General features: G+C 67.6%; 26 protein-coding genes. 14 read left to right on the top strand and 12 right to left on the bottom strand.

Annotated elements, in window-relative coordinates:
• Positions 1-45 precede the first annotated feature (45 nt).
• From AB0M01_RS10280 to AB0M01_RS10265, 4 genes are read right to left on the bottom strand one after another with little or no spacing between them, the layout of a single operon-like run.
• Positions 46-555 carry a tetratricopeptide repeat protein gene (locus AB0M01_RS10280; RefSeq protein ID WP_363668098.1) on the bottom strand — a complete coding sequence of 170 codons (510 nt, stop codon included), beginning with the start codon at positions 553-555 and terminating at the stop codon, positions 46-48.
• 7 nt (positions 556-562) lie between these two features.
• Positions 563-2,191, bottom strand: coding sequence for an MOSC and FAD-binding oxidoreductase domain-containing protein (locus AB0M01_RS10275; RefSeq protein ID WP_363667646.1), 1,629 nt, complete (start codon positions 2,189-2,191; stop codon positions 563-565).
• Complete coding sequence (locus AB0M01_RS10270; protein WP_363667644.1) at positions 2,191-3,030, bottom strand: pyridoxamine 5'-phosphate oxidase family protein; 840 nt, start codon at positions 3,028-3,030, stop codon at positions 2,191-2,193. Before AB0M01_RS10270 ends, AB0M01_RS10275 begins: the two co-directional genes overlap by 1 nt.
• Positions 3,027-3,611 (bottom strand): ABATE domain-containing protein, encoded by a 585-nt coding sequence (locus tag AB0M01_RS10265; RefSeq protein ID WP_363667642.1) that lies wholly within the window; start codon positions 3,609-3,611, stop codon positions 3,027-3,029. The genes AB0M01_RS10270 and AB0M01_RS10265 overlap by 4 nt, the downstream gene beginning before the upstream one ends.
• 55 nt (positions 3,612-3,666) lie before the next feature.
• Between AB0M01_RS10265 and AB0M01_RS10260 the strand changes: the two genes are divergently transcribed.
• The 3 genes from AB0M01_RS10260 to AB0M01_RS10250 are packed head-to-tail and all read left to right on the top strand — an operon-like array spanning position 3,667 to position 5,604.
• A complete protein-coding gene (locus tag AB0M01_RS10260) occupies positions 3,667-4,506 on the top strand; it encodes a DUF427 domain-containing protein (RefSeq protein ID WP_363667640.1) in 840 nt (279 codons plus the stop codon).
• Position 4,507: 1 nt separating this feature from the next.
• Entirely contained in the window at positions 4,508-5,182 is a 675-nt protein-coding gene (locus AB0M01_RS10255) for an SDR family oxidoreductase (RefSeq protein WP_363667638.1), read from the top strand.
• Between the two features lie 11 nt (positions 5,183-5,193).
• Positions 5,194-5,604 carry a VOC family protein gene (locus AB0M01_RS10250; RefSeq protein WP_363667636.1) on the top strand — a complete coding sequence of 137 codons (411 nt, stop codon included), beginning with the start codon at positions 5,194-5,196 and terminating at the stop codon, positions 5,602-5,604.
• Here AB0M01_RS10250 and AB0M01_RS10245 read toward each other — a convergent pair.
• From AB0M01_RS10245 to AB0M01_RS10235, 3 genes are read right to left on the bottom strand one after another with little or no spacing between them, the layout of a single operon-like run.
• A complete protein-coding gene (locus AB0M01_RS10245; protein ID WP_363667633.1) occupies positions 5,594-6,163 on the bottom strand; it encodes a DUF3105 domain-containing protein in 570 nt (189 codons plus the stop codon). The genes AB0M01_RS10250 and AB0M01_RS10245 overlap by 11 nt on opposite strands.
• The gene (locus AB0M01_RS10240; RefSeq protein ID WP_363667631.1) at positions 6,160-7,365 is read right to left on the bottom strand and encodes a PqqD family protein; all 1,206 of its coding nucleotides are present in this window, start codon (positions 7,363-7,365) and stop codon (positions 6,160-6,162) included. The genes AB0M01_RS10245 and AB0M01_RS10240 overlap by 4 nt, the downstream gene beginning before the upstream one ends.
• Positions 7,362-8,456 (bottom strand): ThiF family adenylyltransferase, encoded by a 1,095-nt coding sequence (locus AB0M01_RS10235; protein WP_363667629.1) that lies wholly within the window; start codon positions 8,454-8,456, stop codon positions 7,362-7,364. Before AB0M01_RS10235 ends, AB0M01_RS10240 begins: the two co-directional genes overlap by 4 nt.
• 473 nt (positions 8,457-8,929) lie before the next feature.
• Here AB0M01_RS10235 and AB0M01_RS10230 point away from each other — a divergent pair, with 473 nt between their 5' ends.
• The gene (locus tag AB0M01_RS10230) at positions 8,930-9,328 is read left to right on the top strand and encodes a VOC family protein (RefSeq protein ID WP_363667627.1); all 399 of its coding nucleotides are present in this window, start codon (positions 8,930-8,932) and stop codon (positions 9,326-9,328) included.
• On the opposite strand, the gene AB0M01_RS10225 is transcribed toward AB0M01_RS10230, so the two are convergent.
• Positions 9,325-9,828: a DinB family protein gene (locus tag AB0M01_RS10225; protein ID WP_363667625.1), complete on the bottom strand. Its 504-nt coding sequence runs from the start codon at positions 9,826-9,828 to the stop codon at positions 9,325-9,327. The two genes, AB0M01_RS10230 and AB0M01_RS10225, sit on opposite strands and share 4 nt — an antisense overlap.
• Positions 9,829-10,009: 181 nt before the next feature.
• On the opposite strand from AB0M01_RS10225, the gene AB0M01_RS10220 reads away from it, so the two are divergent.
• The 4 genes from AB0M01_RS10220 to AB0M01_RS10205 all read left to right on the top strand — a co-directional run bounded on the left by AB0M01_RS10220 (position 10,010) and on the right by AB0M01_RS10205 (position 12,440).
• Entirely contained in the window at positions 10,010-10,519 is a 510-nt protein-coding gene (locus AB0M01_RS10220) for a hypothetical protein (protein WP_363667623.1), read from the top strand.
• 205 nt (positions 10,520-10,724) lie between these two features.
• Positions 10,725-11,516, top strand: a complete 792-nt coding sequence (locus AB0M01_RS10215) for an SAM-dependent methyltransferase (RefSeq protein WP_363667621.1) — start codon at positions 10,725-10,727, stop codon at positions 11,514-11,516.
• Between the two features lie 208 nt (positions 11,517-11,724).
• The gene (locus AB0M01_RS10210) at positions 11,725-11,994 is read left to right on the top strand and encodes a hypothetical protein (protein WP_363667619.1); all 270 of its coding nucleotides are present in this window, start codon (positions 11,725-11,727) and stop codon (positions 11,992-11,994) included.
• Between the two features lie 143 nt (positions 11,995-12,137).
• A complete protein-coding gene (locus tag AB0M01_RS10205) occupies positions 12,138-12,440 on the top strand; it encodes a hypothetical protein (RefSeq protein WP_363667617.1) in 303 nt (100 codons plus the stop codon).
• A 171-nt stretch (positions 12,441-12,611) separates the two neighbouring features.
• On the opposite strand, the gene AB0M01_RS10200 is transcribed toward AB0M01_RS10205, so the two are convergent.
• Positions 12,612-13,619, bottom strand: a complete 1,008-nt coding sequence (locus AB0M01_RS10200) for a hypothetical protein (protein WP_363667615.1) — start codon at positions 13,617-13,619, stop codon at positions 12,612-12,614.
• A 116-nt stretch (positions 13,620-13,735) separates the two neighbouring features.
• Positions 13,736-16,468, bottom strand: a complete 2,733-nt coding sequence (locus tag AB0M01_RS10195; RefSeq protein ID WP_363667613.1) for an AAA family ATPase — start codon at positions 16,466-16,468, stop codon at positions 13,736-13,738.
• 222 nt (positions 16,469-16,690) lie between these two features.
• Between AB0M01_RS10195 and abc-f the strand changes: the two genes are divergently transcribed.
• Genes abc-f through AB0M01_RS10175 form a run of 4 tightly spaced genes read left to right on the top strand, consistent with a single transcriptional unit; the run spans position 16,691 to position 20,975 of the window.
• Positions 16,691-18,316, top strand: a complete 1,626-nt coding sequence (abc-f, locus tag AB0M01_RS10190; protein ID WP_363667611.1) for a ribosomal protection-like ABC-F family protein — start codon at positions 16,691-16,693, stop codon at positions 18,314-18,316.
• Positions 18,317-18,358: 42 nt separating this feature from the next.
• Positions 18,359-19,192 (top strand): hypothetical protein, encoded by an 834-nt coding sequence (locus tag AB0M01_RS10185; RefSeq protein ID WP_363667609.1) that lies wholly within the window; start codon positions 18,359-18,361, stop codon positions 19,190-19,192.
• A gap of 29 nt (positions 19,193-19,221) precedes the next feature.
• A complete protein-coding gene (locus tag AB0M01_RS10180) occupies positions 19,222-20,127 on the top strand; it encodes an ABC transporter ATP-binding protein (protein WP_363667607.1) in 906 nt (301 codons plus the stop codon).
• On the top strand, positions 20,124-20,975 hold the full coding sequence (locus tag AB0M01_RS10175; RefSeq protein WP_363667605.1) for an ABC transporter permease subunit: 852 nt from the start codon (positions 20,124-20,126) through the stop codon (positions 20,973-20,975). Before AB0M01_RS10180 ends, AB0M01_RS10175 begins: the two co-directional genes overlap by 4 nt.
• Positions 20,976-21,161: 186 nt before the next feature.
• Here the strand turns inward: AB0M01_RS10175 and AB0M01_RS10170 are convergent, their stop codons facing one another.
• Positions 21,162-21,599 carry a hypothetical protein gene (locus AB0M01_RS10170; protein WP_363667603.1) on the bottom strand — a complete coding sequence of 146 codons (438 nt, stop codon included), beginning with the start codon at positions 21,597-21,599 and terminating at the stop codon, positions 21,162-21,164.
• A gap of 637 nt (positions 21,600-22,236) precedes the next feature.
• On the opposite strand from AB0M01_RS10170, the gene AB0M01_RS10165 reads away from it, so the two are divergent.
• Positions 22,237-23,469, top strand: a complete 1,233-nt coding sequence (locus AB0M01_RS10165) for an SIR2 family protein (protein WP_363667601.1) — start codon at positions 22,237-22,239, stop codon at positions 23,467-23,469.
• A gap of 781 nt (positions 23,470-24,250) precedes the next feature.
• On the opposite strand, the gene AB0M01_RS10160 is transcribed toward AB0M01_RS10165, so the two are convergent.
• The gene (locus AB0M01_RS10160) at positions 24,251-25,141 is read right to left on the bottom strand and encodes a DUF4231 domain-containing protein (RefSeq protein WP_363667599.1); all 891 of its coding nucleotides are present in this window, start codon (positions 25,139-25,141) and stop codon (positions 24,251-24,253) included.
• Between the two features lie 67 nt (positions 25,142-25,208).
• Between AB0M01_RS10160 and AB0M01_RS10155 the strand changes: the two genes are divergently transcribed.
• Positions 25,209-25,805 carry a TIR domain-containing protein gene (locus AB0M01_RS10155; protein WP_363667597.1) on the top strand — a complete coding sequence of 199 codons (597 nt, stop codon included), beginning with the start codon at positions 25,209-25,211 and terminating at the stop codon, positions 25,803-25,805.
• The last annotated feature ends 12 nt before the right edge of the window (positions 25,806-25,817 follow it).

The following is a 25,817-nucleotide window of genomic DNA, read 5'->3' as shown; positions in this document are numbered from 1 at the left end:
GCACCAGTTGGGCCGGCCGGCACCGAGCGCGGTCGGCAGCCCTAGCTACTGCGAGTACAAGTAGTCCGCGTTGCCCCGGATGGAGGCCTCGTAGCGCTTGATCTCCGGGGTGTCGACGCGGTCGGCGATCACCAGGAGCAGCGAGGCGAGGGCCTTGTCCTTGCGGCCGGAGGCGTGCAGGGTGAGGGCCTTGAAGACGCGGAGGGAGTCGGACTCCGGGAACTCCTGGCAGGCCTTGGTGAAGACGTCCAGCGACTCGTCGTACCGGGCCAGGTTGCGCAGGGTGCTGCCGTACTGGAGCAGGCAGCGTCGCCTGGTGTCGCCGGTCAGGCCGGGGAGGGCCCGCTCGTAGTAGACGAGCGCCTTCTCCTCCTGGCCGTCGGTGTCGTAGGAGCCGCCGACCTCGTACAGGACGTACGGGTTGCCGGGGTGCTCGCGCAGCAGGTCCTCGAAGAAGGCGATGGTCGGTGCCATGTTGGCCCGGCTCCGTCGTGCGAACGCTTCCTCGATGGTCGCCGCCAGCTCCGGCGTCAGCTCTTCACTCACGGCAACCATCATGCCCCTACAGATCGATCACCACATCGTCGGCCGGGCGCGCGCAGCACGGCAGCACCTGCCCGGATCGAGCCGGTTCCAGCGGCTGAGGCTCGTACGAGACCTCGCCCGCCACCAGATCGGTCACGCACGTGTGGCAGACACCGGTCCGGCACGACCAGCGCGCCGGTACGTCGCACGCCTCCGCCAGCTCCAGCAGCGACCCGTGCTGATCCGACCAGGGCACCGACAGCCCGCTCCGCGCGAACGTCACCAGCGGCCCGGTGCCTGGCTCACCCGCCGGAGCGTGCGGCGGTACGACGGTCTGCCCGACCAGCCCCGGGTTGATCGGCGGCAGCGCCCCGAACAGCTCGGTGTGGATCCGCGTGAGACCCGCCTCGGTCAGCAGCCCGCGCAGGTCGTCCATGAACGCCGTCGGCCCGCAGATGTACGCCGTCGCGTCCTTCGGTACGCCGAGCGCCCGCAGCTCGTCGGGGGTCGGCCGCCCGTGGGTGTAGACGAACCGGTGCATCTCCGGCAGCGCGTCCAGCAGCTCGTCGACTTCCTCGCCGAACGCGGGATCGCGGGTGATGTGGATCCACCACACCGGCCGGGGGTGCGGCGAGGCCGCGAGCGTGTGCAGCATCGCGAGCACCGGCGTGATCCCGATCCCGCCCGACACCAGCAGCGCCGGCCCGTCCTCGTCCTCCAGCACGAACTCACCGCGCGGCGCCGCGACGTCGAGCGTCATCCCGGCCTTCAGCTGCTCGTGGATGTACCGGCTGGCCACCCCGTCCCGCTTCACGCTGATCCGGTACGCCGTACCGCCCGGTGCCGTCGACAACGAGTAACTCCGCACGGCCGGCCCAGGCACTCGTACGGTCAGGTACTGCCCCGCCCGGTACGACGGCAGCTTGTCGCCGGTCAGGTGCACCGACACGACCGTCGGGCTCTCGCGCACGACACGCTCGACGGTCAGCGGCTTGAACCCGGCCCATCCAACCTGTGGGGCCTCAACGGGCTTCTCCAGCAGCTCCCGGAACGACCCCACCCACCCCGGACTCAGCGCCGGGACCCGCAGCGTCGCGCGCAGCTTCTCCTCGTCGCGGTCCGGCAGGTAGAGCAGCCCGTCCACGTCCGCGACCGACAGCTGCTCCGGCCCGACCCGCGTCCGGACGATCTCGTCACCCGCCTCGACCATGCCCTCGGTGATCACTCGCAGGTAGAACCCCGGCCGCCGGTGGCTGACCAGCAGCGACGGCAGCTCCGGCTCGCCCGTCCGCATGCCGACCCGGTAGCAGGTCACGCGCGGCTGGGTGACCTCGAACTCGGCGGTCCCGATCCGGTACCGGTCGCCGATGCAGACCTCGGCGTCGGGCAGCCCGTCGACGGTGAAGTTCTCGCCGAACACGCCGTACTCGAGCTCGCGGCCGAAGTGCTCCTCCCAGTGCCGGTACGAGTCGAGCTGGTAGACCATCACCGCCCGGATCTCGCCGCCGTGCCCGCCGAGATCGCCCTGCCCGTCGCCGTCGACGTTCAGCCGCCGGACCATCCGCGGGCCGTCGACCGGGGACTTCCAGATCCCGGTGTGGACCGTACGGCCCTCCCACTCGACGTCCTTCGGCATCCCGACGTTCAGCGAGACGAGGGTGGCCATCACGATCCTCCAGAGGTCAGCACCGACCGGGTCGGGGTGAAACGGACGGCCCGGCCGGTCTCGGTCGGAGCGTCCCAGTCGATGGTCGCCCGCCCGGACAGGTGAAGCGAGTCCCCGGTCGCGAAATCCACGAAGAGCAGCGCCGCGGTCGGGTCGGTGGTGAGGTTGCCGAGGCTGTTGAACATGTTGTTGCCCGGCTGGTCGGCCCACCACAGGGTGTCACCGTCGATGTGCACGGTGCCGCCCTTGTGCGAGGTGTCGGCGCCGCGCTCGGGGTGGGTGGTGCCGAGGAAGAAGGTGTCGGAGCGCTCGATCAGCTCCTGGCCGAGCAGCCCGTTGGTCATCTCGGTCACCTGCCGCTCCGTTGCTGGGGGCAATGGCCTGGGATGGATGTACTGCGGGCAGTTGCCGTACGCCTGGTCGGCGCTGATCGCGAGCAGGTCCGGCCGGCTGACGATGAGCGTCCCGTTCACGCGGAAGCGGCGGCGGATCGCGAACTCGATCACGATCAGGCCGGCCGGCTGGTCGGCGGGCAGCAGGTGCAGCGGATCGCCCGCCGGCGGCGCGGTGTGCACGGCGAGCGTCGTACCGGCGGCTTCGAGGAAGCCGGCGGGTCCGTGCAGCGGGGAGGTCCAGAGCCGGCTGTCGGGGTCGCGGGCGGTGATCACGGCGAACTCGCGCTGGGCCAGGAACTTGGCGGCGCCGCCGTCGAGCAACGGAGGCCGCAGCATGCCTTCCAGCCGGGAGGCGTCGTACTCGACTCCGGCGCGACGCTGGACCGCGAGCTCGCCTTCGTGGAAACCGGCCGTACGCCGGGCGGTGTCCTCGTGGACGCTCATGACTGCTTCCGGGTCTTCTCGTAGTGCCGGGCGACGCGGGTGCGGTTGCCGCAGATCGAGCCGACGCACCACTGCCGGCGCTTGTGCTCGGCCAGGAACAGCATCGAGCACTCCGGGTTCGCGCAGCGCCGCAGCAGCGCGAGCTGCTCCGCGTCCGCGAGCAGCTCGATCGTCTCCCGCGCGATCGCCGCGAGCTTCGCGTTCCCGCCGTACTCGACGTGGTAGCGGACCTGCAGCTCTCCGTCATCGAGCCGGACGCTCTGCGGCGCCGCCGACGATGCCGCGTTCAGATCCTCGACGGCCGTCGCCTCCGGCCGTCGCCCGGCCAGGTGCGCATCCAGCACCTCCCGCACCGCCGACCGGATCCTCCGTGTCGAAGCGACATCGGGGATCGGCCCTTCGGGCAGCCGCCCGGCCTGCAGCGCCCACCACTTCTCCCGCTGCCCCGCGGGCTCCAGCAGATCGATCGACGGATTCGGCACCAGCATCTCGGTGTCGGCCAGATCCAGCGCGACCAGTCGCTCACCGCCCATCGCGAAGCCCTCGTCCAGCAGCTCGTTGACATTAGGCCTTGTGTTCATGGCAGCATCGTACTAATACTTAATCCCAGATTTCAACATTAGGAAGGAACTTCTCATGGGACTGTCCTGGCAACAAGGCCCGCTCGGCGCCGGCCCGGTCGGCCGCTTCCTCACCCCCGAACCGCTCCCCGAACGACTCCTGTACGCCGAACGCCTGCGCCGCCGGATGCGCGTCCAGTACGACGGCCAGTGGATCGCCGACAGCGAGGACGTGATCCTGCTGCACGAACCCGGCCGCTACCCGGTCGCCTACTTCCCGCTCGCCGACGTCCGCGCCGAGGTCCTCACCGAGGCGCCGCGCCAGACCCAGCACCGCGATCTCGGCGCGACGACCTGGTACACCGTCGGCAGCACCGACCGCGCGGCGTGGCAGCACGTCGACCTCCCGAAGTACGCGGACGAACTGGCCGGCCGGGTCGCGTTCGCGTGGCGCGCGATGGACGCCTTCTACGAGGAGGACGAGCGGATCCTCGGCCACGCGGCCGACCAGTACCACCGCATCGACATCCGCAACACGTCGCGGCACCTGGTTGTGCGGGTCGGCGACCGGGTGGTCGCGGAGACCACGCGCCCGGTCGTGCTGTACGAGTCAGGCTTCGCCCCGCGCTGGTACGTCCCGCGCGAGGACATCGAGGACGGCGCGCTGAGCGCGGTCGAGGGCCAGACGTTCTGCCCGTACAAGGGCATGGCCGACTACTACGACGTCGCCGGCGCCGAGCGCGCGGCCTGGTCCTACCGCGACGCGTACGACGAGGTCGGCCGCGTCCGCGACCTGATCTCCTTCGAACCCGACAAGGCCGACGTGTACCTGGACGGCGTACAGCTGCACCTGGAGCCCGGCCAGCAGGTCCGCCCGCACGGCGTCGACCGCGACATCACCGATGGGAAGCACTGAGATGAGCCTGCACGACCGCACAGTCCTGGTGATCGGCCGCCCGAGCGGCATCGCGGCAGCGACCGTAGAAATGCTGGTTGAGGCCGGTGTCAACGTGATCCTTGCCGGACGTACTTCAGAAAAGTACCCGGTGGACCTCACCGACGAGTCCTCCATCGCAGCCCTCGCGGCCTCGCTCGGCAAGGTCGATCACGTCGTCTCCACCGCGTCGGCCCGAGCCCGCGGAGCCCTGGCCGACCTGCAGCCGGACACGATTGCCCTCTCCTTCGCCACCAAGGTCACCGGCCCGATCCTGCTCGCCAAACACTTCGCCCCGCTGATGCCGCCGGACGGCTCCTTCGTCTTCTTCTCCGGCCAGTCCGCCCGCAAGCCGATGCCCGGCATGCTCGCCGTCGGCGCGACGAACGCCGCGGTCGACACCGTCGTCCGCTCCCTGGCCGTCGAGCTGGCACCCCTCCGCGTGAACGCCATCTCCCCAGGCACCATCGACACCGGCGCCTACGACGCCCTCGGCCCCGACAAGAAAGTCGCCTTGTTCGCCGACCGCGCCACCACCAACCCCGCCCACCGCATCGGCACCGCGCCGGACGTGGCGGCGGCCGTCCTCTTCACCCTCACCAACACCTTCGTCACCGGCCACACGATCCCGGTCGACGGCGGCGAAGCCCTCGTCTAAGGAGCCCCGACATGCCCACCGACCCACCCGTCACCCCCGGCAACCTCCAGTTCGAACTCGTCCCTGTCCCAGTCCGCGACCTCGACCGCTCGAAGGCCTTCTACGCCGACCAGGTCGGCTTCACCCTCGACGTCGACGTCGAGCCGGCTCCCGGCGTACGGGTCGTCCAGCTCACCCCACCCGGCTCGTCCGTGTCGATCAAACTCTCCACCGGCTTCCCCAAACTCGACATGGAGCCCGGGACGCTCCGCGGCCTGCACCTGGTGGTCGCCGACATCGATGCCGAACGCAACCGCCTGATCGCCAACGGCATCGACGTCGAGCCGGTCGAAGACGTCCGCGGCGTCCAGTTCGCCTACTTCGCCGACCCCGACGGCAACACGTGGACCCTCCAGCACCTGCCCTGGCGGCCTATCCGGTGACGCAGTCAGTTGCCCCGTCGCGCCACTGGTGGTTGTAGCGGGTCGGGACCTTGGTGGCGAACGCCTCGATCTTGTCCGCGTCGAAGGTGGGCAGGAGTTGCAGGCGTTGCCAGCCGGTGAGGGCGATGCCGTGGCCGATTTCCGGGTACGGCGCGACGACGACGTCGCGCGGGTAGCGGCGGCCGATGGACTCCAGGCGTTCGACGTCGGCGGGTGAGACGTCGTCGGCGTACTGGAGCAGGACGTGGCCGTGCTCGAGGATGTGGACCTGGAGCTCGGGGGTGATCGGGCTGCGGTAGATGCCGGGTATGACGACGCGAGGGGAGTGCGGGCCGGACGTCGGGGGTAGCGTCTTGTACGGCTCGTGCGGCGCGCCCTGGTAGGCGATGTGGCGGTTGCCCTCGAAGGGTTGCGGCGTGCCGGGGACCTCGTTGCAGGGCAGCGCTTGTTTGTCGCCGAACTGGCCGAGCAGCACGCCGAAGGCGAAGCTCGACATGGTCAGGACCGAGAGTGTGGTGACGATGATGCCGACCAGTACGCCGTACTTCCGCGTCTTCATCGCGCGGCCTGCCGCCGGTTGCGGACGACCACCCAGAGCGGGAGGAACACGTTGACCGAGGTGAACAGCAGCAGCACGACACCCTCCCACCAGTACAGGCTCGCGATCGGCGCACCGACCAGTACGCCGAACGCCCAGCCGAACGTGACCTTTGCGCTCGGCAACAAGAAGTGCCAGGCGAACCAGAGCATCCAGGTGAAGCCGGTCAGGTAGAGCAGCCGGTACCAGCGCGCGACGCGCAGGTCGCGCGGGCTCGCGTCGCGCAGGATCACCTGCTCCTCGGGCTTCAGCCGCCGGACGAGCTTCTTCAGCGACAGCCGGGTGACCTGGTGCAGGTTTCCGCAGCCGGTGGCCGTTGCCATCACCAAGTACATGTCGGTGCGCAGGTACGCGAGCGTCTGGAACGCGAGCTTCGCGATCTGGCTCAGCACCACCATCGCGAGCAGCCGGATCAGCCCCGGCGGCAGGTCGATCCAGCCGCGCGACCACGCGTACCGCGGCGCGACCGCGGCGAACAGGATCACGCTGTCGATCGCCATCCCGGCGAGGAACGGCCCGTACCGCTTGGCCGGCGGCAGCGCCCACAGCCCGGTCAGGTCGGTCTCCAGCACCGGGAAGATCCCGCGCCGCTCGATCCGCAGCCGCGACCGTACGCCGACAGCCGCACCGGCGAACGCGTGCCACAGCTCGTGCACGATGGTGAGCACCACGACGACCAGGTTGGTCACCAGCAGGCTGAGCACGATGTCGGGGAAGATGAACGTGTCCTCGTACGTCGGCCGCAGCGACGGCTCGACGGCGAACATCAGCAGCGCCGTCACCAGGCACCCGGCGTACAGGACCCAGGCGAGCGGCGTGAACAGCGGCCGGACCACCCACGCCGGGATCCGCGACGCCGACCAGTGCCGGGCGGCGGGCCGCGGCTGGGTGGTGATGATCCCGGCGTCGAGCAGCACCTCGGCGAAGTCGAGCGCGTCGATCTGCTCGCCGGTCTCGCGTTCGAGCTCGGCGCCGGCCCCGGCCACGGTCCGGCCCTGGCCGAGCAGCTCGACGAGTCGCGCGCCGATCTCCGGTACGACGACGAAGGTGCCGGTCGCGGGATCGCCGACGACGTACTCGTCCTCGTCCTCGCGCCGGACGACCAGGTGGTCGACGGCGATCACGCTCTCGGCGGTCAGCCCGGCGGTGCGGACCTCGCTCATTCGCCGACCCAGCCGCAGGTCCCGCACTTCTCGCCGGGCGTCGGCCGGACGGCGTAGTGGTAGGTCAGGTCGGTCAGGCTCAGGTGGAACATCTTCCCGAGCGTGCTCGGCGGAATCCCGCCCAGGTGGTAGATCGCGTCGAGCGCCGCCAGGTGCCCGGTCAGGTTCGCGGTCGGCGCGATCACCGCGTGCCCCCGGAACGGGAACAGCTCCTCCGGCTCGAAACCGTGCTGATCGACGAGCCGGTCGCGCACACTCGGCAGGCACGCCTGGCAGCAGGTCTGCCCGGGGACGAAGAGCCCGACGACCGCCATCGGACCGGCGTACTGGGCGATCATCCAGGGGGTGTTGCTGCGCAGCGCGGCCTCGTTGGTCCAGTCGCGGATCTTGTCCATCGGCTGGTCGGCGCAGAGCACCAGCAGGTCGCGGTCGCGCATCAGACGGGCGACGTGGTCGGTGCTCTCGACGCGGGTCTCCTCGCCGGTGACGCGGACGTGGGAGTTGATCGCGCCGAGCCGGCGAACCGCGGTCGCGACCTTGGGCCGGCCGAGGTCGTCCTCGGTGTAAAGCAGCTGGCGGGTGAGGTTCCCGGCCTCCACGACGTCGAAGTCGACGCAGTGCACGGATCCGACCCCGGCCGCTACGAGTGACGACGCGACAGCGGATCCGGTACCACCGAGGCCCAGTACGACGACCCGGCTGCGCTTCAGCTGAGCCTGGACGGCGTACCGGGAAGGACGCGGGGTCAGGTCGACCCAGGCGTAGTAGTTGAAGGCGCGGTCGTAGCGGTCCAGCTCGTCCGGGCTCAGGTCGTCCGGCGGCGGCGCGGCCGCGTCCTCGACGTACCCGGCGGCGATGATCGTCTCCAGCATGTCCGCGGCCTCGTCGGCGGTCAGCGCGGTGCGCTCGACCAGCTCGGCGACGATCCCGGCGCGCTCCCGGGTGCCGTCCATCAGCCCGAGCAGCGTCCACAGGGCGCCGTCCTCGTCGTCGATCTCGGCCCCGATGCCGACCTGCCGGCCGCCGATGTTCACCAGCGCCGGCGTCAGCCGGACCGGCTTGTGGATCCCCTTGATCTTCGGTCGTTGCACGCGTGCCCCCTCCCCAGGACCGGGCGCACCGGGGCGCGGGTGATGAGCCCGCGCCCCGGTGCTTGCTGAACTAGCCGCAGAGCTCGTTGCGGCAGCCCGGGTCCGAGATGATCATCGCGGTGGTCTCGAGCTTCTCGAGCTTGCGGACCATGATCTTGCGCGGTTCGGGCTTCTCGGTCTTCTTCTCCATGATCTTTCCTCCCTTTGGCAGTGGCGGATTGCCGACGTCATGACAGCACCGGCTTTCGCGTGCGCACAAGACCCGGATTTCACGCAGCGTTGTCAAGCGAACGCATCAATGTCACCGTTCAAATACCTGCTTGCGGGTAATCCTGTGCGGGCTGGGGTTTCCGGGCCGGCCGCGCACCGGAATCACCGGTCGGCGACCGGTTTCCCCGGTGCTTGCCGCGCGCAAAGGTCCCGGGTACGGAATTTCGCTCGCCGGTCGCCCTTTCCGGGGCCAGAATCGCGGTATGAGCGAGAATGTGCTGCAGCTGCGCCTGGTCGTCACCGCCCCCGACTACGCCGAGACGGTCGCCTTCTACCGCGACGTGCTCGGCCTGCCGACCGAGGAGGCCTACTCGTCGGAGGACGGCAGCGTGACCATCCTCGACGCGGGCCGGGCGACGCTGGAGATCACCGACCCGAACCACGCCGAGTACATCGACCGCGTCGAGGTCGGCAAGCGCGTCGCCGGCCAGTTCCGGCTCGCCCTCCAGGTCACCGACGCCGCCGGTACGACGCGCACCCTCACCGAGGCCGGCGCCTCGCTGATCGCCGAGCCGACGCTGACCCCGTGGAACTCGCTCAACGCGCGCCTGGAAACTCCCGGCGGCATCCAGCTGACTCTGTTCGAGGAACTCGGCGACTAGCGCCCGCGGTACAGGTCGCGCAGCAGCGCGATCTCCGCGCCGTGGTGCAGCAGCTCGCGCTGGACGTGCAGCACGATCGCGACCACCGGCCAGCCCTCGGTCGCCGTGTCCGCGGTCAGCCCGTCGACGCCGAGCCGCTCGACGTCGCCCATCCACGCGCTGTACGCCGCGTCCAGCTGCGCGAGCGCCTCAGCCGCCGTACCGGCGTACGGGAAGGTGGCGAAGTCGACCGGCTCGCCGCCGAACGGCGGCATCGCACGCATCCCGCTCAGCACCACGACCAAGTGCCCGAGCCGCCAGGCGATGGTCGTGACCGGCGCCGGCTCGGGCGGCGGTACGGCGAAGTCGGCGGTGAAGCGGTCGCCGTCGCGGCGGACGGTCCAGGAGTCCGGGACGGGCTCCCAGAAGTACTCCGGATCGGTCAGCCCTTCGAGGCGGGGGCGCAGTTGCGTCGTCCAGTGGGTTTCGACCTGGCGGCGGATCTCGGCGTTCCAGTCCATCGCCGTAGTCTTCGGTGAACCGCGCCGAGGTTCAAACGCTTTTCTTCGGCCGGGGAGCGTGGCCGGGCCGAACTATGGGCTCTGGGCAAGCAATGATGTTGCTGTCTGCAACTAAATGGTGAACCTGGGTTCGACTAGGTTCGGGGTCCCGAAGATCCGCCCCTGATCCGAGAGGTCCCAGATGTCCCTTCGTTCTCGTGCGGTGGCGGTTGTCGCCGCTCTTGCCGTCTCGCTTCCGTTGACGGCTCAGGTGCTGCCGGCCGGCGCTTCGTCGTACCAGCAGCTCACCGTCGCGCAGCAGCAGGAGCTGCAGCGCGCCGTCGATGCCGAGCTCGCGGTTCGGGGTGGCGAGCAGGTGGCCCCGAACAAGGTCGTGTGGGCCGACGGTGGCGGCGACACCACGATCCCGTACCCCGGGCAGGAGAAGGCCGCGGGCGATTGGCAGACCTGTGCGTACGGAAACTTCTGCGTCTACGAACGCGGCAACTTCAACGGGACCAAGTACACCTTCTACAACTGCCGGTTTTACCCGTTCGAGACCGACTTCTTCTCGTGGGTCAACAACCAGACCGGCCACACCGTCGCCACCTTCCACTGGAACACCGGCAACGGCGAGACCCGCACGGCCGGGGCCTGGGCCATCGAGGACTACTGGCACGGCTACAGCTACAGCGGCATCACGCCCTGCTGACCGCTCACTGATCGCCTGCTGATCACCTGTTGATCGCCGTACGCCGGCCTCGATCGCCGAGGCCGGCGTACGGCGGAGCTGTCACTTGGCGTGGCCTGCTGATACCGCTAGTGACCAGGAACTAGTAAGGTGTCGTCGGCCGGCGGTTCGTTCCGCGCAGCTCCGAATTTGGGGAAGGTCCATGCAGCCTGAGTCACAGTCCACGGTGAACGAGTCCATTCCGACAGCGGCCCGGATGTACGACTTCTACCTCGGCGGAAAGGACAACTTCGCGGCTGACCGCGCGGCTGTCGAGGAGCTGGACAAGGTCGTCCCCAGCACCCGTGCCCTGGCTGTGAACAACCGGCAGTTCCTGCAGCGCGCCGTCCGGGTGCTGGCCGAGGAGCACGGCATCCGGCAGTTCCTCGACATCGGCTCGGGTCTGCCGACGCAGAACAACGTGCACCACGTCGCCCAGAAGGTCGACGCGGCGGCCGAGGTCGTCTACGTCGACAACGACCCGGTCGTGCTCGCGCACGGCCGCGCGCTGCTCGTCGAGGACGAGCGCACCACGGTCATCCAGGCCGACATGCGCGACACCGAGACGATCTTCACCCACCCCGACACGCTCCGCCTGATCGACTTCAAGGAGCCGGTCGCGGTCCTGTTCAACTCGGTCTTCCACTGCATCCCGGACAGCGACACCGATGGCCCGATGGCCGTCGTACGCCGTACGGCCGAGCGCCTGGTCCCCGGCAGCTACCTGGTCATGTGCCAGCTGGTCAGCGAGGACGCCAGGATCCGCGACTCGGTCACCAAGATCATGGACCAGGTCACCCAAGGCCACTGGGGCCGCGTCCGCGAGGAAAAGGACGTCGCCGCCTGGTTCGAGGGCATGGACATCCTGGAGCCCGGGCTGGTCGAGGTGTCGACCTGGCGCCCGGAGGAGGACCAGGACATCCCGCGGCAGCTCACCCAGGAGTGGATCGAGTACGGCGGCATCGCGCGCTTGCGCTGATGGGTTGTTGACCTAAAACGACACCGCCTCCGGCGGCGACAGCTTCTTTTTGAGGCGCCTACCGAGGTGCCCATGATCGCCGCTGGCGACTGCGGCTGGGCGATTCCACGCCCGCCGCTCTCGGGCCTTAGATGACCGGTAGATCCCGCGCCTGTGCGCGCTGACCAGTCGTCCAGGACGGATCCTCTCCGGCAGCGACTGGCCGCCGATGCTTCTCGAGGACCTGCTTCGGAGGCGGGCGCAGGCGTCGGACGGCGACGTCGTGGCCTTCGCGGCAGCGACGACCGGCTATGCGAGGCTGCTACGCCGCATCCGCTGGGATCTGCCTGCTGACCGCCGGGTTGCCCTGGTCAGCGTCAGAGGCTTCAAGGAGGCGAGGAACGTGTCGGGGCGGCTCGGTGAAGCCTGCACCTCATTCCTTTCCGGCGAGGCCCCAAGATCGCCGGAAACCATCCAAATTGAATTGCTGGCACCGTGAATACTGCGAGACACTTCACCATGGCGCGGTGGGGGATCGGCAGCTCGGATCGGGCCTGGGCGTATGAGTTCGGTGAACGTCCTTGGGGCGACATCAGAGCGTTCCTGGGCAGGATGGCGGCCGGGAGCCCGGAGTTTCAGTACTTGGTCGATGTGATCGACAGCGTGATCGACGCGAACGCGGACGAGGTGCTCGCGGGGAGTACTTCGATGCACGACCTCATGGTCGCGCCGCGCCCGCTCAGGAAGCCCGTTCGCGATCTGATCGTCGTGCGAGCGCCGGGGTCGCTGAGACCGGCCGGACGGGGCGGTCATGTACGCATCGAGCATCTCTCCAGCACCGGGTACGACGAGGTCGTCGAACGGCCGTCGGCTGACGCCGTCGCGCTGTTCTGGCGCTTCGTGATCGAGAAGTACGGCATCGAGCCGCCGCATCGTTCGGAGTGATCTGACGCGGGACGCCTACGCGGGCCTCACGAAGCCCTGGAGCCGAATGATGTCACCGAGCCCACCAGGACGCTCCAGGGGTCGTCAACGCGTTCATCGAGAACTGGCTGACGAAAGTAGACGCAGAACGGCGCCACGCAACCAGCGTGGCGCCGTCCGGTGAGGGCTTGTCTAGACCAGCTTGGTCAGGGACGACAGCGGTGCCTTGTGCAGGTTGTAGATGACGTTCTTGGTCTTCGGGTCGTTGCGGTAGGCGTAGGAGCCGGACTCGAAGACCAGGTAGGCGCGGCCGCCGAACTCGGTCAGGCCTTCGGACATGCTGGGGGCGCGGAAGCACTTCAGCTTCGCCTTGTCGAGGTCGGCGGTTCCGCGGCGTACGACGTACAGGTTGCTGAGTTTGTCGCGGCCGAGGGACGTGCTGTAGATGTAGTGCGTCTTGGTGACCAGCAGGCCCTGGGTCTTCATCGGGATCTCCCACGGGCCGCGGGTGGTGACCAGGGTGCCGTCGGGCTTGATCTTGTACTCGTACATCTTGTCGCGGCCCTTGTCGTTGAACTTGCCGGCCCACAGCGAGTCGCCGTAGCTGGTCAGGAACGACGCGCCGTACACCTTGCGCTCGGAGCCGGTCGCCTTCACGTACGGGACGCCGCCCTTCTTCATCGCGGCGGCCAGCGTCGACAGCTTGTACTTGCGGATGCCGCTGGTGCTGCCCTGGACGAACGCCCAGCCGTGCGCGGTGGTGATGCCGCCGGCGTGGCTCTCCGCGATCTGCACCGAACCGACGGCCTTGTTGGTGGCCGGGTCGATGCCGACGATGATCGAGTTCTGGCCCTTGTGGTACATGCCGACCAGCAGCAGGTTCTTGCTGCCGGACCAGTTCCACCAGGTGCCGATGCCCTGCGGGATGTACTTGTCCAGGTAGGGCTTCAGCGACGCACTGTTGCTGAAGGCACCGTCGTAGATCTTCGACGCGGACGGCTTGTCGTAGAACGGGTTGCTGCCGGGAGTGTCGTTGCAGGTGATCTTCCGGGTGGCCGACACCGTCCCCGCGGCGGACTGGGTGGCGGCCTGCGACGACTCCGGTCCGGTGACGGCGACGACGGTCGTGGTCCCGGCGGCGAGGAGCCCGGCCAGTCCGAGGGCGAGGGCGGCCCGGTTGCGGGTAACTGCGAAACGCACTTTTCTTCCTTCCCGAGTGAACACTTCGTCAAAACACAACCACCGCAGGGGTGCACGCGTCGAACGGTCACCGCCGTGACGGGGTGCGCCGGGTGACGAAGGTCACGGGCCGTCCGTCAGGCCGGAGTCGGGATCTCCCGGCGGGACGTGATGCCGAGCTTGCTGAAGATCTTGCGCAGGTGCCAGTCGACGGTGTGCGGGCTGAGGAAGAGCCGGGTGCCGATCTCGGCGTTGGTGAGGCCGGTCGCGGCCAGGTGAGCGATCTGGGACTCCTGCGAGGTCAGGGCGTTGGTCGGGGTCGCGGTCCGCGGGCGGAGTTTGGCGCCGGTGGCGTGGAGGGCCCTGCCGGCTCGTTCCGCGTACGCGTCCGCGCCGAAGCCAGTGAGCATCTCGTGGGCGGTGGTGAGGTGTTCGCGAGCGTCGACGCGGCGAGGCTGTCGGGCCAGCCACTCGCCGTACAGGAGGTGAGTGCGGGCGAGATGGACGCGGACTCGGGTCTGGGAGAGGTGAGTGATCGCCTGGCGGTAGAAGGGTTCAGGGTCGTCGGCCAGCAGAGCTTGGGAGCGGGCCTGGATGCCCAGAGACCATTCGGTTTCGCAGGCTGCGGTCGCGGTGGTGAGTTGCCCGAGCGCGTCGGCGGCGACGTCGGTTGCCCCGGTCCGGACAGCGGCTTCGACCAGTTCGGCCAGGGCCCAGCGAGGGGCGCCGAACTCTTCGGGGTGGATGGCAGCGGACTGCGCCGCTGTGATCGCCTCGTCGTAGCGGGCGAGGCCGTTGCACAGGACGGCGTCGTGGTAGTGGGCGACGGTGACGCCGAGGCCCTGGCCGTGGGGGGCGGCTTCGAGGATGGTGGCGTCGATGATCGCGCGGGCTTCGCGTTCCTGGCCTCGTACGGCGGCCAGGGCGAGCGCCCCGAAGGGTGGCTGGTTGCTGCCGATCGCCGTACTGATCTCGCGGACCTCCTCGATCACCGCGGCCGCGGTGGTGAGCTCGCCGGCGAAGACGTGGGTGACGGCGGAGGAGTCGAGGGCGAGCGGGAGCTCGCTGAGGGCGCCGGCCTCGCGGATGATCGCGACGTGGCGCGCGGCGACCTGGTGCCAGCGGTCGAGGTCCCAGAGGTCGGCCGCGATGACGCCCGCCAGCAGGAGCCAGCGCAGGGATTCCTGGACCGGTACGGCGTCGCCGGAGAACGTCGTGAGGACGCGCTCGATCATCGGCACCGATGCCGCGTACCCGTCCGCAAGCCGTACGCCGAGCGCATCGAGCAGCTCGTCGGTCGCCCGCGGCTGCTCGGCGGCCGGCGCCTCGCGGGCCGCCGCGCCCATATCCCGCCAGTCAGGATTTCGGGCGAGATGCCCGGCGAAGATCACCGCCGCGACCGCCTCCAGGTACACCTCCCGCGACACCCCGACATCCAGCGGCTCCAACCGCCGCGCAGCACCGAGCAGCAGCGCCGGCGCCTCCTTGCCGCGTCCTTGCGTGAACGCGATCCCGGCCCGCAGTACGTCGATCCTCGCTCGCGTGAAATCGTCAGGCCGCCCAGCCGCGGCCGCCGTCAACAGCGACGCCGCCGGCTCGAAGGCCCCCGCCCGGAACTTCGCCTGCGCCGCCTCGACCGACCGCTGCGAACGCCGTACCGGATCGTCGGTCAGCTCCGCCGCCCGCTCGAGAAATGCCGCGACAGCAGCGATCCCGCCGCGAGCCTGCGCCCGCTCCGCCGACCGCTCCAGCTCCGCCGCGACCTCCTCGTCGGCCCCGCCCGCAGCCTGTGCGCGATGCCAAGCCCGCCGATCCGGATCGCTCGCGGCGTCGAGCGACTCCGCAAGCGCCCGATGCGCCTGCTGCCGCTCGGCCTGCGACGCCGCGCGGTAGACCGCTGACCGGACGAGCGGATGCCGAAAATGCACCCGCGTCCCCAGCGTCAGCAGCTCCGCGGCATCCGCCGAGGCGGCCTCGACATCGATCCCCAACCGCTCAGCGGCCCGACGCAGGACCCGTACGTCGCCCGCAGGCTCGGCCGCGGCCGTGAGCATCAACCGCCGCGTCTGCTCCGGGTACGCCGCGACGCGCCGCAGGAACTCCCGCTCCAGCTGGCTCGGCACCGGCCGCGCATCCGGCTCCCCGAACCCGCCTGCCAGCTCGGCCGCGGTCCACTCGCGCGGCAGCTCGAGCAGCGCCAGCGGATTCCCGCGCGACTCCGCGACGATCCGGTCGCGCACCCGCTGGTCGAGCGGCCCGGCGACGGCCGAGTCGAGCAGCGTTCGCGCGTCCCGGTCCCGTAGCCCTTCGACGAGCAGCGAGGGCAGCCCGGTGAGGGTCTCGTCGGGTGTCGGCTCGCGGACGGCGAACATCAGCACGACCGACTCCGCGAGCAGCCGGCGCGCGACGAACGCGAGCGTCAGCGCCGACGCGCGGTCGAGCCACTGCGCGTCGTCGACCAGGCAGACCAGCGGTTGGTTGCCTCCGGCATCGGCCAGCAGGCTGAGCACCGCGAGGCCGACCAGGAAACGGTCGGGTGCCGGTCCTTCGCGCAGGCCGAACGCGGTCGCGAGCGCGTCGCGCTGCGGGCCGGGCAGGTGGTCCAGACCACCGAGCAGCGCGCTGCAGAGCTGCTGCAGTCCGGCGTACGAGAGCTCCATCTCGGACTGGACACCGGCGGCCCGGACGAGGCGGTCCTCGGGGGTGCGCTCGGCGACGTACCGGAGCAGCTCTGACTTCCCGATCCCGGCCTCGCCGCGGACCACGAGCGCAGCGCTGTGGCCGGCCTTCGCGCCCTCCAGCAGGACGTCGAGGGCTCGGCACTCGTCCCGCCGCCCGATCAGCCCGGCGGGCGATCGCCCGGGTGTCATCGTCCGAGCGTACGCCGGTCGGCCGCGAAAAATCAGCAGCGCCCGAGCAGTTGCTCGGCTACCGTTTCCGGCATGCACTACTACTTCTTCGTCTGATCCCCTGCGGGGAGTCGCGGGCCGTCGACCTTCTGTGTCGCGCCCGGACGGGTCGAGTGCTGCGCTGATCCACGACTCCTCGTTCTCGGTGTTCATCTGTCGTTTGCGACCGAGAAGTGAGATCTGATGAGGGACACAAGCAACTTCCAGGCCGTGCTCGCGGACGTCGTCCGCGCTCCGGGCGGGCGGACCGTGCTCGACGGGGTCAGCCAGTCCGTCGCGCTCGGCGAGCGGATCGGTGTGATCGGTGAGAACGGGTCGGGCAAGTCGACGCTGATCCGGGTGCTGGCCGGGATCGACCGGCCGGACGGCGGGCAGGTCCGGACGCACGTACCGGGTGGGATCGGTTACCTGCCGGAGACCCCGGAGCTGCCGCCGGGCGACACCGTTCAGGACGCGGTCGACCATGCCTTGGCCGAGCTGCGTTCTCTGGAGACGCGGATGCGGGAGACCGAGGAATCGCTGAGCTCGGAGCCGGCGAATCTCGACGAGCTGCTGACGGCGTACGGCGAACTGCTGGAGGCGTTCGAGGCCCGCGACGGCTACGCCGCCGACGCGCGGGTCGAGTCGGCAATGCACGGGCTGGGCCTCGCTGACATCAAACGCGACCGGCTGCTCGGATCGCTGTCGGGAGGCGAGCAATGCCGACTCGGGCTGGCCTGCATCCTGGCCGCGTCGCCGCAGCTGCTGCTGCTCGACGAACCGACCAACCACCTCGACGCGTCCGCGCTGGAGTGGCTGGAGGAGCGGCTGCGCAACCATCCGGGGAGCCTCGTGGTCGTGTCGCACGATCGGGTGTTCCTCGAGCGCGTGACGACGGCGCTGTGGGAGGTCGACGGGGAGCAGCAGGTCGTCGTACGGCATGGGAACGGGTACGCCGGTTACCTGCAGGCGCGCCAGACCGCGCGGCTGCGGTGGGAGCAGGAGTACGAGGACTGGCAGGTCGAGCTGGCTCGGCAGAAGGAGCTCGCGCGGAAGGCGGCGAACACGCTGGCGTCGGGGCCGCGGCCCGATGCGGAGGCGCCGGGGCGGCATCAGCGGAACGTGGAGAAGCAGATCTCGGCGCGCGTTCGGCAGGCCAAGGAGCGGGTGCGGCGGCTGGAGGAGGAGCCGGTACTTCGGCCGCCTGCGCCGATGCGTTTCACGGCCAAGGTCGCGGGAGGGTCTTCCCGGACCAGCACGCTTGCTGACCTGCATCAGGTGAAGGTCGACGGGCGGCTCGATGTCCGCAGCCTGGAGATCAAGGCGGGTGATCGGCTGCATGTGATCGGGCCGAACGGCGCCGGGAAGACCACGTTGCTGCGTGTGTTGGCCGGGGATCTTGCACCTGACCAGGGCGACGTACGACGGCCGGCGCGGATCGGGTGGCTGCCGCAGCAGACCGTTGTCACTCGGCCTGGCGAGCCGTTGCTGTCGGCGTACGCGAGAGGGCTCGGCGGTACGCCGGACGAGCATCGCGGCGCGTTGCTCGGGCTCGGGCTGTTCCGGCACCACGATCTGCACACGCCGGTCGGGAAGCTGTCGACCGGGCAGCTGCGCCGGCTCGATCTGGCGCGGCTGCTGCACCGGCCGGTCGACCTGATGCTGCTCGACGAGCCGACCAACCACCTGTCGCCGGCGCTGGTGGAGGACCTGGAGAACGCGTTGTCGGCGTACGGGGGTGCGCTGGTCGTGGTGTCGCACGACCGGATGCTCGCGCGGCGGTTCGCCGGCCGGACCGTCGAGCTGTGCGGAGGGCGCCTGGCAGGCTGATCGTCTATTGACTTTCGATCGATAATGAGCGATCTTCAATGCATGGAGAAGCTGCCTCGGAGATTGACGACCCTGGTGACGCGGCCCGCGGTCGCCGTACTGGCTGTGGCTGTGGTGATGGCCGGCGCCGGTACGGCGGCCGCGAAGGACTGGCTGCCGATCTTCCAGACCGAGAAGGTCGCGCCGATCAGCCTGAGCGCGGCCGATCTCGTCGCGCTGCCGGACCTGCGCGCGTACGGCGACGTGCAGATCACCGGCGCGAACGGCGTGCGCAAGGTGGACGACGCGGCGGCCGCTGCGAAGCGGTCAGGGCTCGACGTTCCCGAGGTGAGCAAGCTGCCGAGCGGGGTGACCGGTACGCCGACGTACCAGGTGGGTGGGAAGGTCAGCGTGACCTTCACGTACTCGGAGGCGAAGGCAACCAAGGCGGCCGGGAAGAAGTTGCCTCCGGCCCCTGCCGGGCTGGACGGTAAACCGCTGCGACTCGATGCCGGGCCTGGCGTCGGGCAGCTGTGGGAGTCGACGAGCGGGATGCCGGCGCTGCTCGTCGGCCGCGCGGTCGCACCGACGGCGCACTCGTCGGGGATCGAATTTGCTACGGCGCGGGACTATCTGCTGTCGCTGCCGGGGATCCCTGCTGACGTCGCGGCGAAGCTGAAGACGTTCAGCGCGGACGGCTCGACGCTGCCGCTGCCTGTTCCGGAAGACCAGGTCACCACGTCGTCGGAGTCGGTGAACGGGCACCAGGCAACGGTTCTGACGTCGCGAGACCGGTCGGTATCCGCGGTGGTGTGGGTATCCGGCGGCGTTGTCACCGCTGTTGCGGGATCGCTGGACAAGTCCGAGGTGCTCGACGTCGCACGGGGCCTGCGCTGAACGCCGTCGACGCTGTATCCCGTACGGCGGTGGAGCACGCTGTTAGTTGCTCTGGGCTACGGAAACGGTACGGCAAACGGATCGCGGTCGACGGCGTCTCACTCGAGGTCGCCCGCGGCGAGGTAGTCGGCCTACTCGGCCCGAACGGCGCCGGCAAGACGACGGTGATCAAGATGCTCCTCGGCCTGGTCGCACCGGACGCCGGCGAGGTCACGTTGCTCGGGCGCCCGGCGTACGAGCCTTCGGCGCGCTCCCGGGTCGGCTACCTCCCCGAGCTCTTCCGCTACCAGCCTTGGCTGAGCGCCGCGGAAGTCCTCACCCTTCACGTAAAGCTCGCCCGCACCGACATCTCGAAGGCCGACAGGCAAGCCGCACTGGAACTAGTAGGCCTGGGCCAAAGAGCCGCCGACCGAGTCGGCGGCTTCTCCAAAGGCATGCAACAACGCCTCGGCCTGGCCGTCGCCCTCGTCGCCCGCCCCGAGTTCGTGATCCTCGACGAACCGACCAGCGCCCTAGACCCGCTCGGCCGCGCCGACGTCCGCGACATCGTCCTCGAACTGAAGCAGCGCGAAGTCGCCGTACTCCTCAATTCTCATCTGATCGGCGAGGTAGAACGCGTCTGCGACCGAGTAGTCATCCTCGACCACGGCAAGGTTGCCGCAGCCGGCACCCTCGCCGAGCTCCTGGGCCAACGCGAAGTCCGCCTGCACCTGACGGACGTCAGCCCTGCCGCTGAGGCGCGCCTCACTGCGACTACCGTTCTCGACCACTCCGGCGACTGGACCACCGTCGCCCTCCCCGCAGACGACGACGCCACCGTCCCCCAACTGGTCAGCGACTTGGCCGCCCTCGGCGTACAGATCCACGCCGTAGAACCCGGCCGAATCACCCTCGAAGAACGCCTCCTGGGCATCCTCCGCAAGGCAGACCAATGACCACAGTCCTCACCATCACCGCCCTCACCCTCCGCGAAGCCTCCCGCCGCCGAGTGCTGCTCGCGCTGGGCATCCTCACCGTCCTCCTGCTGTCCCTCTCAGCCTGGGGCTTCTCCAAACTGGCAGCAGAATCCGGCGGCACCCTCACCTCAGGCGAAGCCCGCCTAACAGCCTCAATCCTCCTGAACCTCGTAATGTTCGGCTTCAGCCTCATAGCCGCCCTAGGCACAGCCTTCCTAACCGGCCCCACCCTCGCCGGCGAAACCGAATCCGGCATAGCCCTAACCGTCCTGGCCCGCCCCATCCGCCGAAGCGCCTTCCTCCTAGGCAAATGGCTAGGCCTAGTCATCTTCGGCGCCGGCTTCGTAGTCCTGGCAGGCCTAGCCCAATGCCTAGTAGTCCTAGCCACCACCGGCTACTGGCCCCCCAACCCCATCGGAGCCCTACTCCTCCTAGCCACCCAAACCACAGTCCTCCTAACTCTCGCAACCCTCCTCTCCACAGCCATCTCCCCCATGGCCTCCGGAGTAGTAGCAGTAGGCCTCTTCGGCACCACCTGGGTAGCCGGCGTAGTAGGTGGCATAGGCGCCTCCCTAGGCAACGAAGCCATCGCCCACATCGGCACCCTCTCCCGAATCCTCCTCCCCACCGACGCCCTCTGGCGAGGCGCCATGCACGCCTTCCAAGACCCCGCAGCCCTAACCCAATTCACCAGCGACGAAGGCGGCCAGGCCTTCCCGTTCCTCGGCCCAGCGTCCCTAACCCCGGCGTACCTCGCCTGGGTCGTCCTCTCGGTAGCCATGCTCTGGGGGCTTGCCGCGTTGTCCTTCAATCGCAAAGACCTCTGAACCAGCCGGATCGCCAAGTTCCCAAGCGGACCCGAAAGGCGCCGTCGAGGACGAGCCGCTGGCGCTGCGATCAGCGCTGGAAACAATCGAGGCCCCTCGCGGTTGCGAGGAGCCTCGATCTGTCGTTCACGATGGTGTCCCCGAGATGGCGTTGGGCGGGTTGTTCGCTCCCGCGCGCCGATCCCCTTAGGGAAAGACCCGTTGCGAAGCGAGGGGCCTCTCGCTTCCGTCGATGGTGCTCGACGACCAGAGAACCACGCGGACCGAGGCGGCGCCTCCGGGAACATCGGCCGGCACGTCCCGGACGTCCCATGTCATCGCATCGCCGCAGACCCTGGGCGTGATTCCGTAGGACCCAGCATCGATCTGATGCCCACGCGAGTTGAGCGCCTCAACCCGCACCCAGCGGCAGTCGCTCGCACTCACCGACTTGAACGAAACCGTGGCCGCGACCCCGCGATTGAAGAAGGTCACGGTGCCCTTCGCGTAGGTGTTCCCGTACGGCACATCGAAGTCAGCCGTCGGGTACGCACTGACAGCCGCCTGGCTCGAGCTCGGAACGGCAGCCAGACACGCCACCCCAGCGGCAAACGCCACCGCAACAGAAACAGACCTCTTGATCATCCTTACGACCCCTCATCGTCGTAGCAGCAACCTCAGCCGCACCAGCCTGCGGCAGCAACCGCCACGACAGAACCCCTTCTGCAACAACTTGCAAGCCGGGTTTCGTCGGTCAAGGCGGCTCCAGCTGCGTCCGACGCCCGCCGGCGGTCACCGGATCGATGCCTGCGTGTAGTCGCACCCGATCGGCGCGATCAGTTGCGGCTCTACTTTCAGTGCGGCTTCGAGGAACCCTGCTCGCAAGCCGCCAGCGGTGCTCGGTGGGCACCCACGGTAGGCGCCCGCGCCGAAGGCGCCGGTAGCACTGTGGTCGTCGAAGGCGACGTCGTTGTACTTGTAGGTCCCTTCGGATTCAAACCGACAACCCGCGGATTGGGCATCCAGGCTATTCAGCGGTGTGCATCGTCGGTCGAATCTTCGGCTTGACCTGGGAAGTCTTACAGAGAGTAGCCGTCGACGATTCGCGTTGGTTGGCACTGCTCGCCGTTCAAAATGGTGGGCAATCTGGTGGGCGGGCAGTCAGGTTCGCCGCAGATCGGTTGGGCGACCGTCTAGGGTGCATGATGGCATCCACGAATCAGCGGATCTCCACGCAGACCGCTGGTGCTTTGTCGCAACGCAGGCTTAGTTGGGGGGAAGGGTGATCATTGGCGAGCACGTTGTTCTTCTCGGGGCTGGCTCATCTGTGGAGGCAGGGCTGCCCACATCAGTTGGCCTTACGAGGAAGATCACGGACATTATCGGCACGAGCGGTGTTCGCGAAACCGCGCATGCGCTCAATTTTGCGATCGGCGCACTGGTTGCGCACGATACGGCTCGCGGTGGCAGCGTCTACGCTGGCGTTGATGTAGAGCGCCTTTTTGCCGCCATCCGAATGCTGTCCGACCGGGACTCGCTAGAGATCGCCCCATTCGTAGCAAATTGGAACCCTGCATTGGAGGGGATTTCTCGCCAAGACCCATTCGGCAATGCTGTCAGTCGACTCCAGCAAGAGTTCCTCAAGGTCCACCCCAATTCTTTCAGCATGAAAACCATGTTTGATAGAGCGGTTCGCGACGCAATTGGCGGTGGGCGCTCGGACGCTGTCTATCGATCGCTGCAGATCCAAATGATCGACGCACTCCGAGATTGCCTGGAACTGGAAGGCGACACCGTCGACTACCTCGCTCCCCTGCTCGCGATAAAGGAAACCGGCGATGGACCGATCCGGATTGCGTCACTGAACTATGACCGATCAGTCGAACTTCTATGTGGCCGAGCAGGCATGGAAGTGACGACCGGTGTTTCACTATGGTCTGGGGGATACGACTGGTCTTGGGAAGCCGGCGCGGATGTGCGGTTGCTGAAACTCCATGGATCAATCGACTGGATGCTCGGATCTGTCTCTCGCGGTGCAATGTCCGATGAGGGGATACACGTTGGTCCGCGAGGAGACCACACCGGGCTCTCGAATGGCCGGATTGGCGTGGTCTTCGGACAGAGAGAGAAATTGCGCTCCGATGGCCCCTTCCTCGCGATGCTCCGAGAACTTGATGAATTCTTGCGAGCGGCGGATCACCTCACCATCGTCGGATACTCTTTCCGAGACGATCATATTAACGCCGCTGTTCGCCGTTGGTTCAATTCTTGCGCTGACCCTCACCTGACGATTATCGATCCAGGGTTGTTCAAGTCGCAGGAACGATCCCCCTTCATCAACAGCCTCCGTGATGCGATGCTCATGCCATTCGATTCTGATACAGGGACGCAGAGTCTCAGCCCCGCTCATGAGATCTTGGATGTAGGTGCTGGCGAGGGGCTACGGCAAGTCTTTGGATCGGGCCCCGACTTGACATCGGTCGTGGAACTCAGAGCCACCCTGACCGAAGATTGACGGTTACGTGTCAAGTGTACGAGCAGACCTCGCGCATCGCCCCGATAGCTGCCGGGCGTCCCTTCCATGATTGCTAGCGGGGCGATGCGGGAAAGGACAGGCGGGCAGTCTGGGCAACCCGCGCGAGGTGGTAGCCGGCCATTCCGGGCAGGTGGTGCATCGACAGGGTGTCGGGCGTTGATGGCGAGTCCTGCTGTCTTCGACCCGGCACCCTTTGGCACGTGCGCGCAAAGCCAAGGGACGCGCCCAGGAGCGCAGCGAAGCGGAGCGGGAGGCAGGCAGCCCGCCCTGCGGTGGCGGCGCGCTTTCGGGCCCTGAAGAGGCCCGTCTTGAAAACGTAGAGAAAGTTGTCAGGTGAGCGGGTTTCCGTCGACCAGTACGTGGTTCTAGCTGCTATTGGGCGGTCGACGTTGCGAACAACGCGCTTTGGTGTCGCCATCCGCAGGCCGCCAGCGATGCTTGTTGGGCACCTGCGTTAGGCGCCCGCGCCGAAGGCGCCGGTTGCACTGTCGTCGCCGGAGGCGACGTCCTTGTACTTGTAGGCCCCGTCGGACTCGAACCGACAACCCGCGGATTGGGTATCCAGGCTTGCCGCTAGTACGCGCTGATCATGGAAATTGCGGCCTGACCTGGGAAGTCTCACCAATCGTAGTCATCGACACTTGCCGTCGTCTTGTGGCGTCTCGTGCTCAAAGAGGTGGTGAAGAAGGTGGGGATGAGACCTGCGCCAGAACTGCCATGAACGCGTGTGACCTGTTAATCAGTCTGCGGCTCTCACCCGCTACCGTGAGCGTGAAGCCAACCAGACGGTGTGCTCGCGGCTGATGGCCTCCTCCGCATCGTCCACCTCGATAGCCCATGAATCGTCGGTCGTTGCTAGATTGAGCTTAGCCTCAGCGCTCGCAAGGTCAGCGGTTGCTGCCGAGTACGCCCGTGAAAGCGAATCGTGTTGCTTCGTCTCAATCCAAGCGACCACCGCGCCGACGAGGGCTGCGATTGCAGGCGCGAAGAATAGGTCTACGTCAATGAGGGCGCCCGCGAGCGACGCAGCGGCTCCAAGAATCTCCAGAATCACCAGCAGGAGACGCCATTGCTTCGAGCGCCTTTTGTTATACTTGGCTTTTCTGGAATACCAAGTCTGCTGGTCCTCAATGCGCGCCTTTAGATACGTATATCGCCGGTCGTCAATAGGTGCTCTCCGTTGCTCAAGCATCCATGGCGAGACCAGAGGGGCAGCCACGGGATGCAGCTCCAGATCAGGGAATTGCGCCTTTACCTTATCTAGCCGGTCAGCGAGCCCTCTAGCTGCTCCCGCTTCGTCCATTGTCGAAGGAAACGGACTGCCACAGACGGCAAACTTCCACGCCAACGTCTTAGCGGACTCCGCCACCGCGCGTCCGTCATACCAGACTTTGTCTGGGCGATCACGCCAGAGCGACGTCTCAATAACTAGCGCACCGATGAACAGCGCGGTACCTAGGATCCCAAGAAGGTCGACATCACCCTCCCCTACTCGCCATGAAGCGATTCCGCAGGCAGCAGCCACGCTGATCAGGACAAGACGGAGGCGCGTTCGTCCAATGTAGGACGCCTGAGCCTCCAGCGAGGCGCCGTCGGCCGCCTGGAAGAGCTGTGGCATGTCAGTGTCAGGTACTTTGTCGACGCGGGTCACAATGGCATGATGACAGGTGCGCAGGGGGGAGCAAAGCTCCGCGCATCATCGGGATCCAGGGAGGGCCATGAACCACTACCAGCAGCGAGTCTTGCAGGTCATCGCCGAACGAGCGGCCGCCAAGAAGGTCGACTCCACTCGCCATAAGTGTTTTATTTCTTACCATGCTGAAGATATCAAAGAAGTAGAAACCTTCCTTGAGGATTTCGGCACGGAGTTCATCGCTAAGACTATCGGCGTGACCGATGAAGATGATTTCATTGACAGTGAAGACACCGACTACATCATGGATCAGATCCGAACCAAGTACTTAGGCGATTCGTCTGTGACGATCGCTTTGATTGGAAAATGCACCTGGGCTCGAAGGTACGTCGACTGGGAAATCTACTCATCTTTGCGTGACAGCAAGCACAGCAAAGTGAACGGGCTAGTAGCGATTGCCCTTCCCAGCATCGGATCCGGCGGGACGCTTCAAGCTCGCATCAATGACAACGTGCAGCGAGATTCGTCCGGCAAAGACATTGGTTACGCCCGTTGGTATGCCTATCCCACATACAAGTCATCGTTGAGAAGTTGGGTCGACGACGCATTCTCGGCCCGGACTGGCCGGGCGCACCTGATTGACAACACTCGCGCGAGGCGCCAACGCAGTGCGAGCTGTTGACACATACGTGTC

It is taken from the genome of Kribbella sp. NPDC051770 (assembly GCF_040681455.1).
In the GTDB taxonomy this organism is placed as follows: Bacteria; Actinomycetota; Actinomycetes; order Propionibacteriales; family Kribbellaceae; genus Kribbella.
This window is presented reverse-complemented; position numbering and strand designations above follow the sequence as displayed.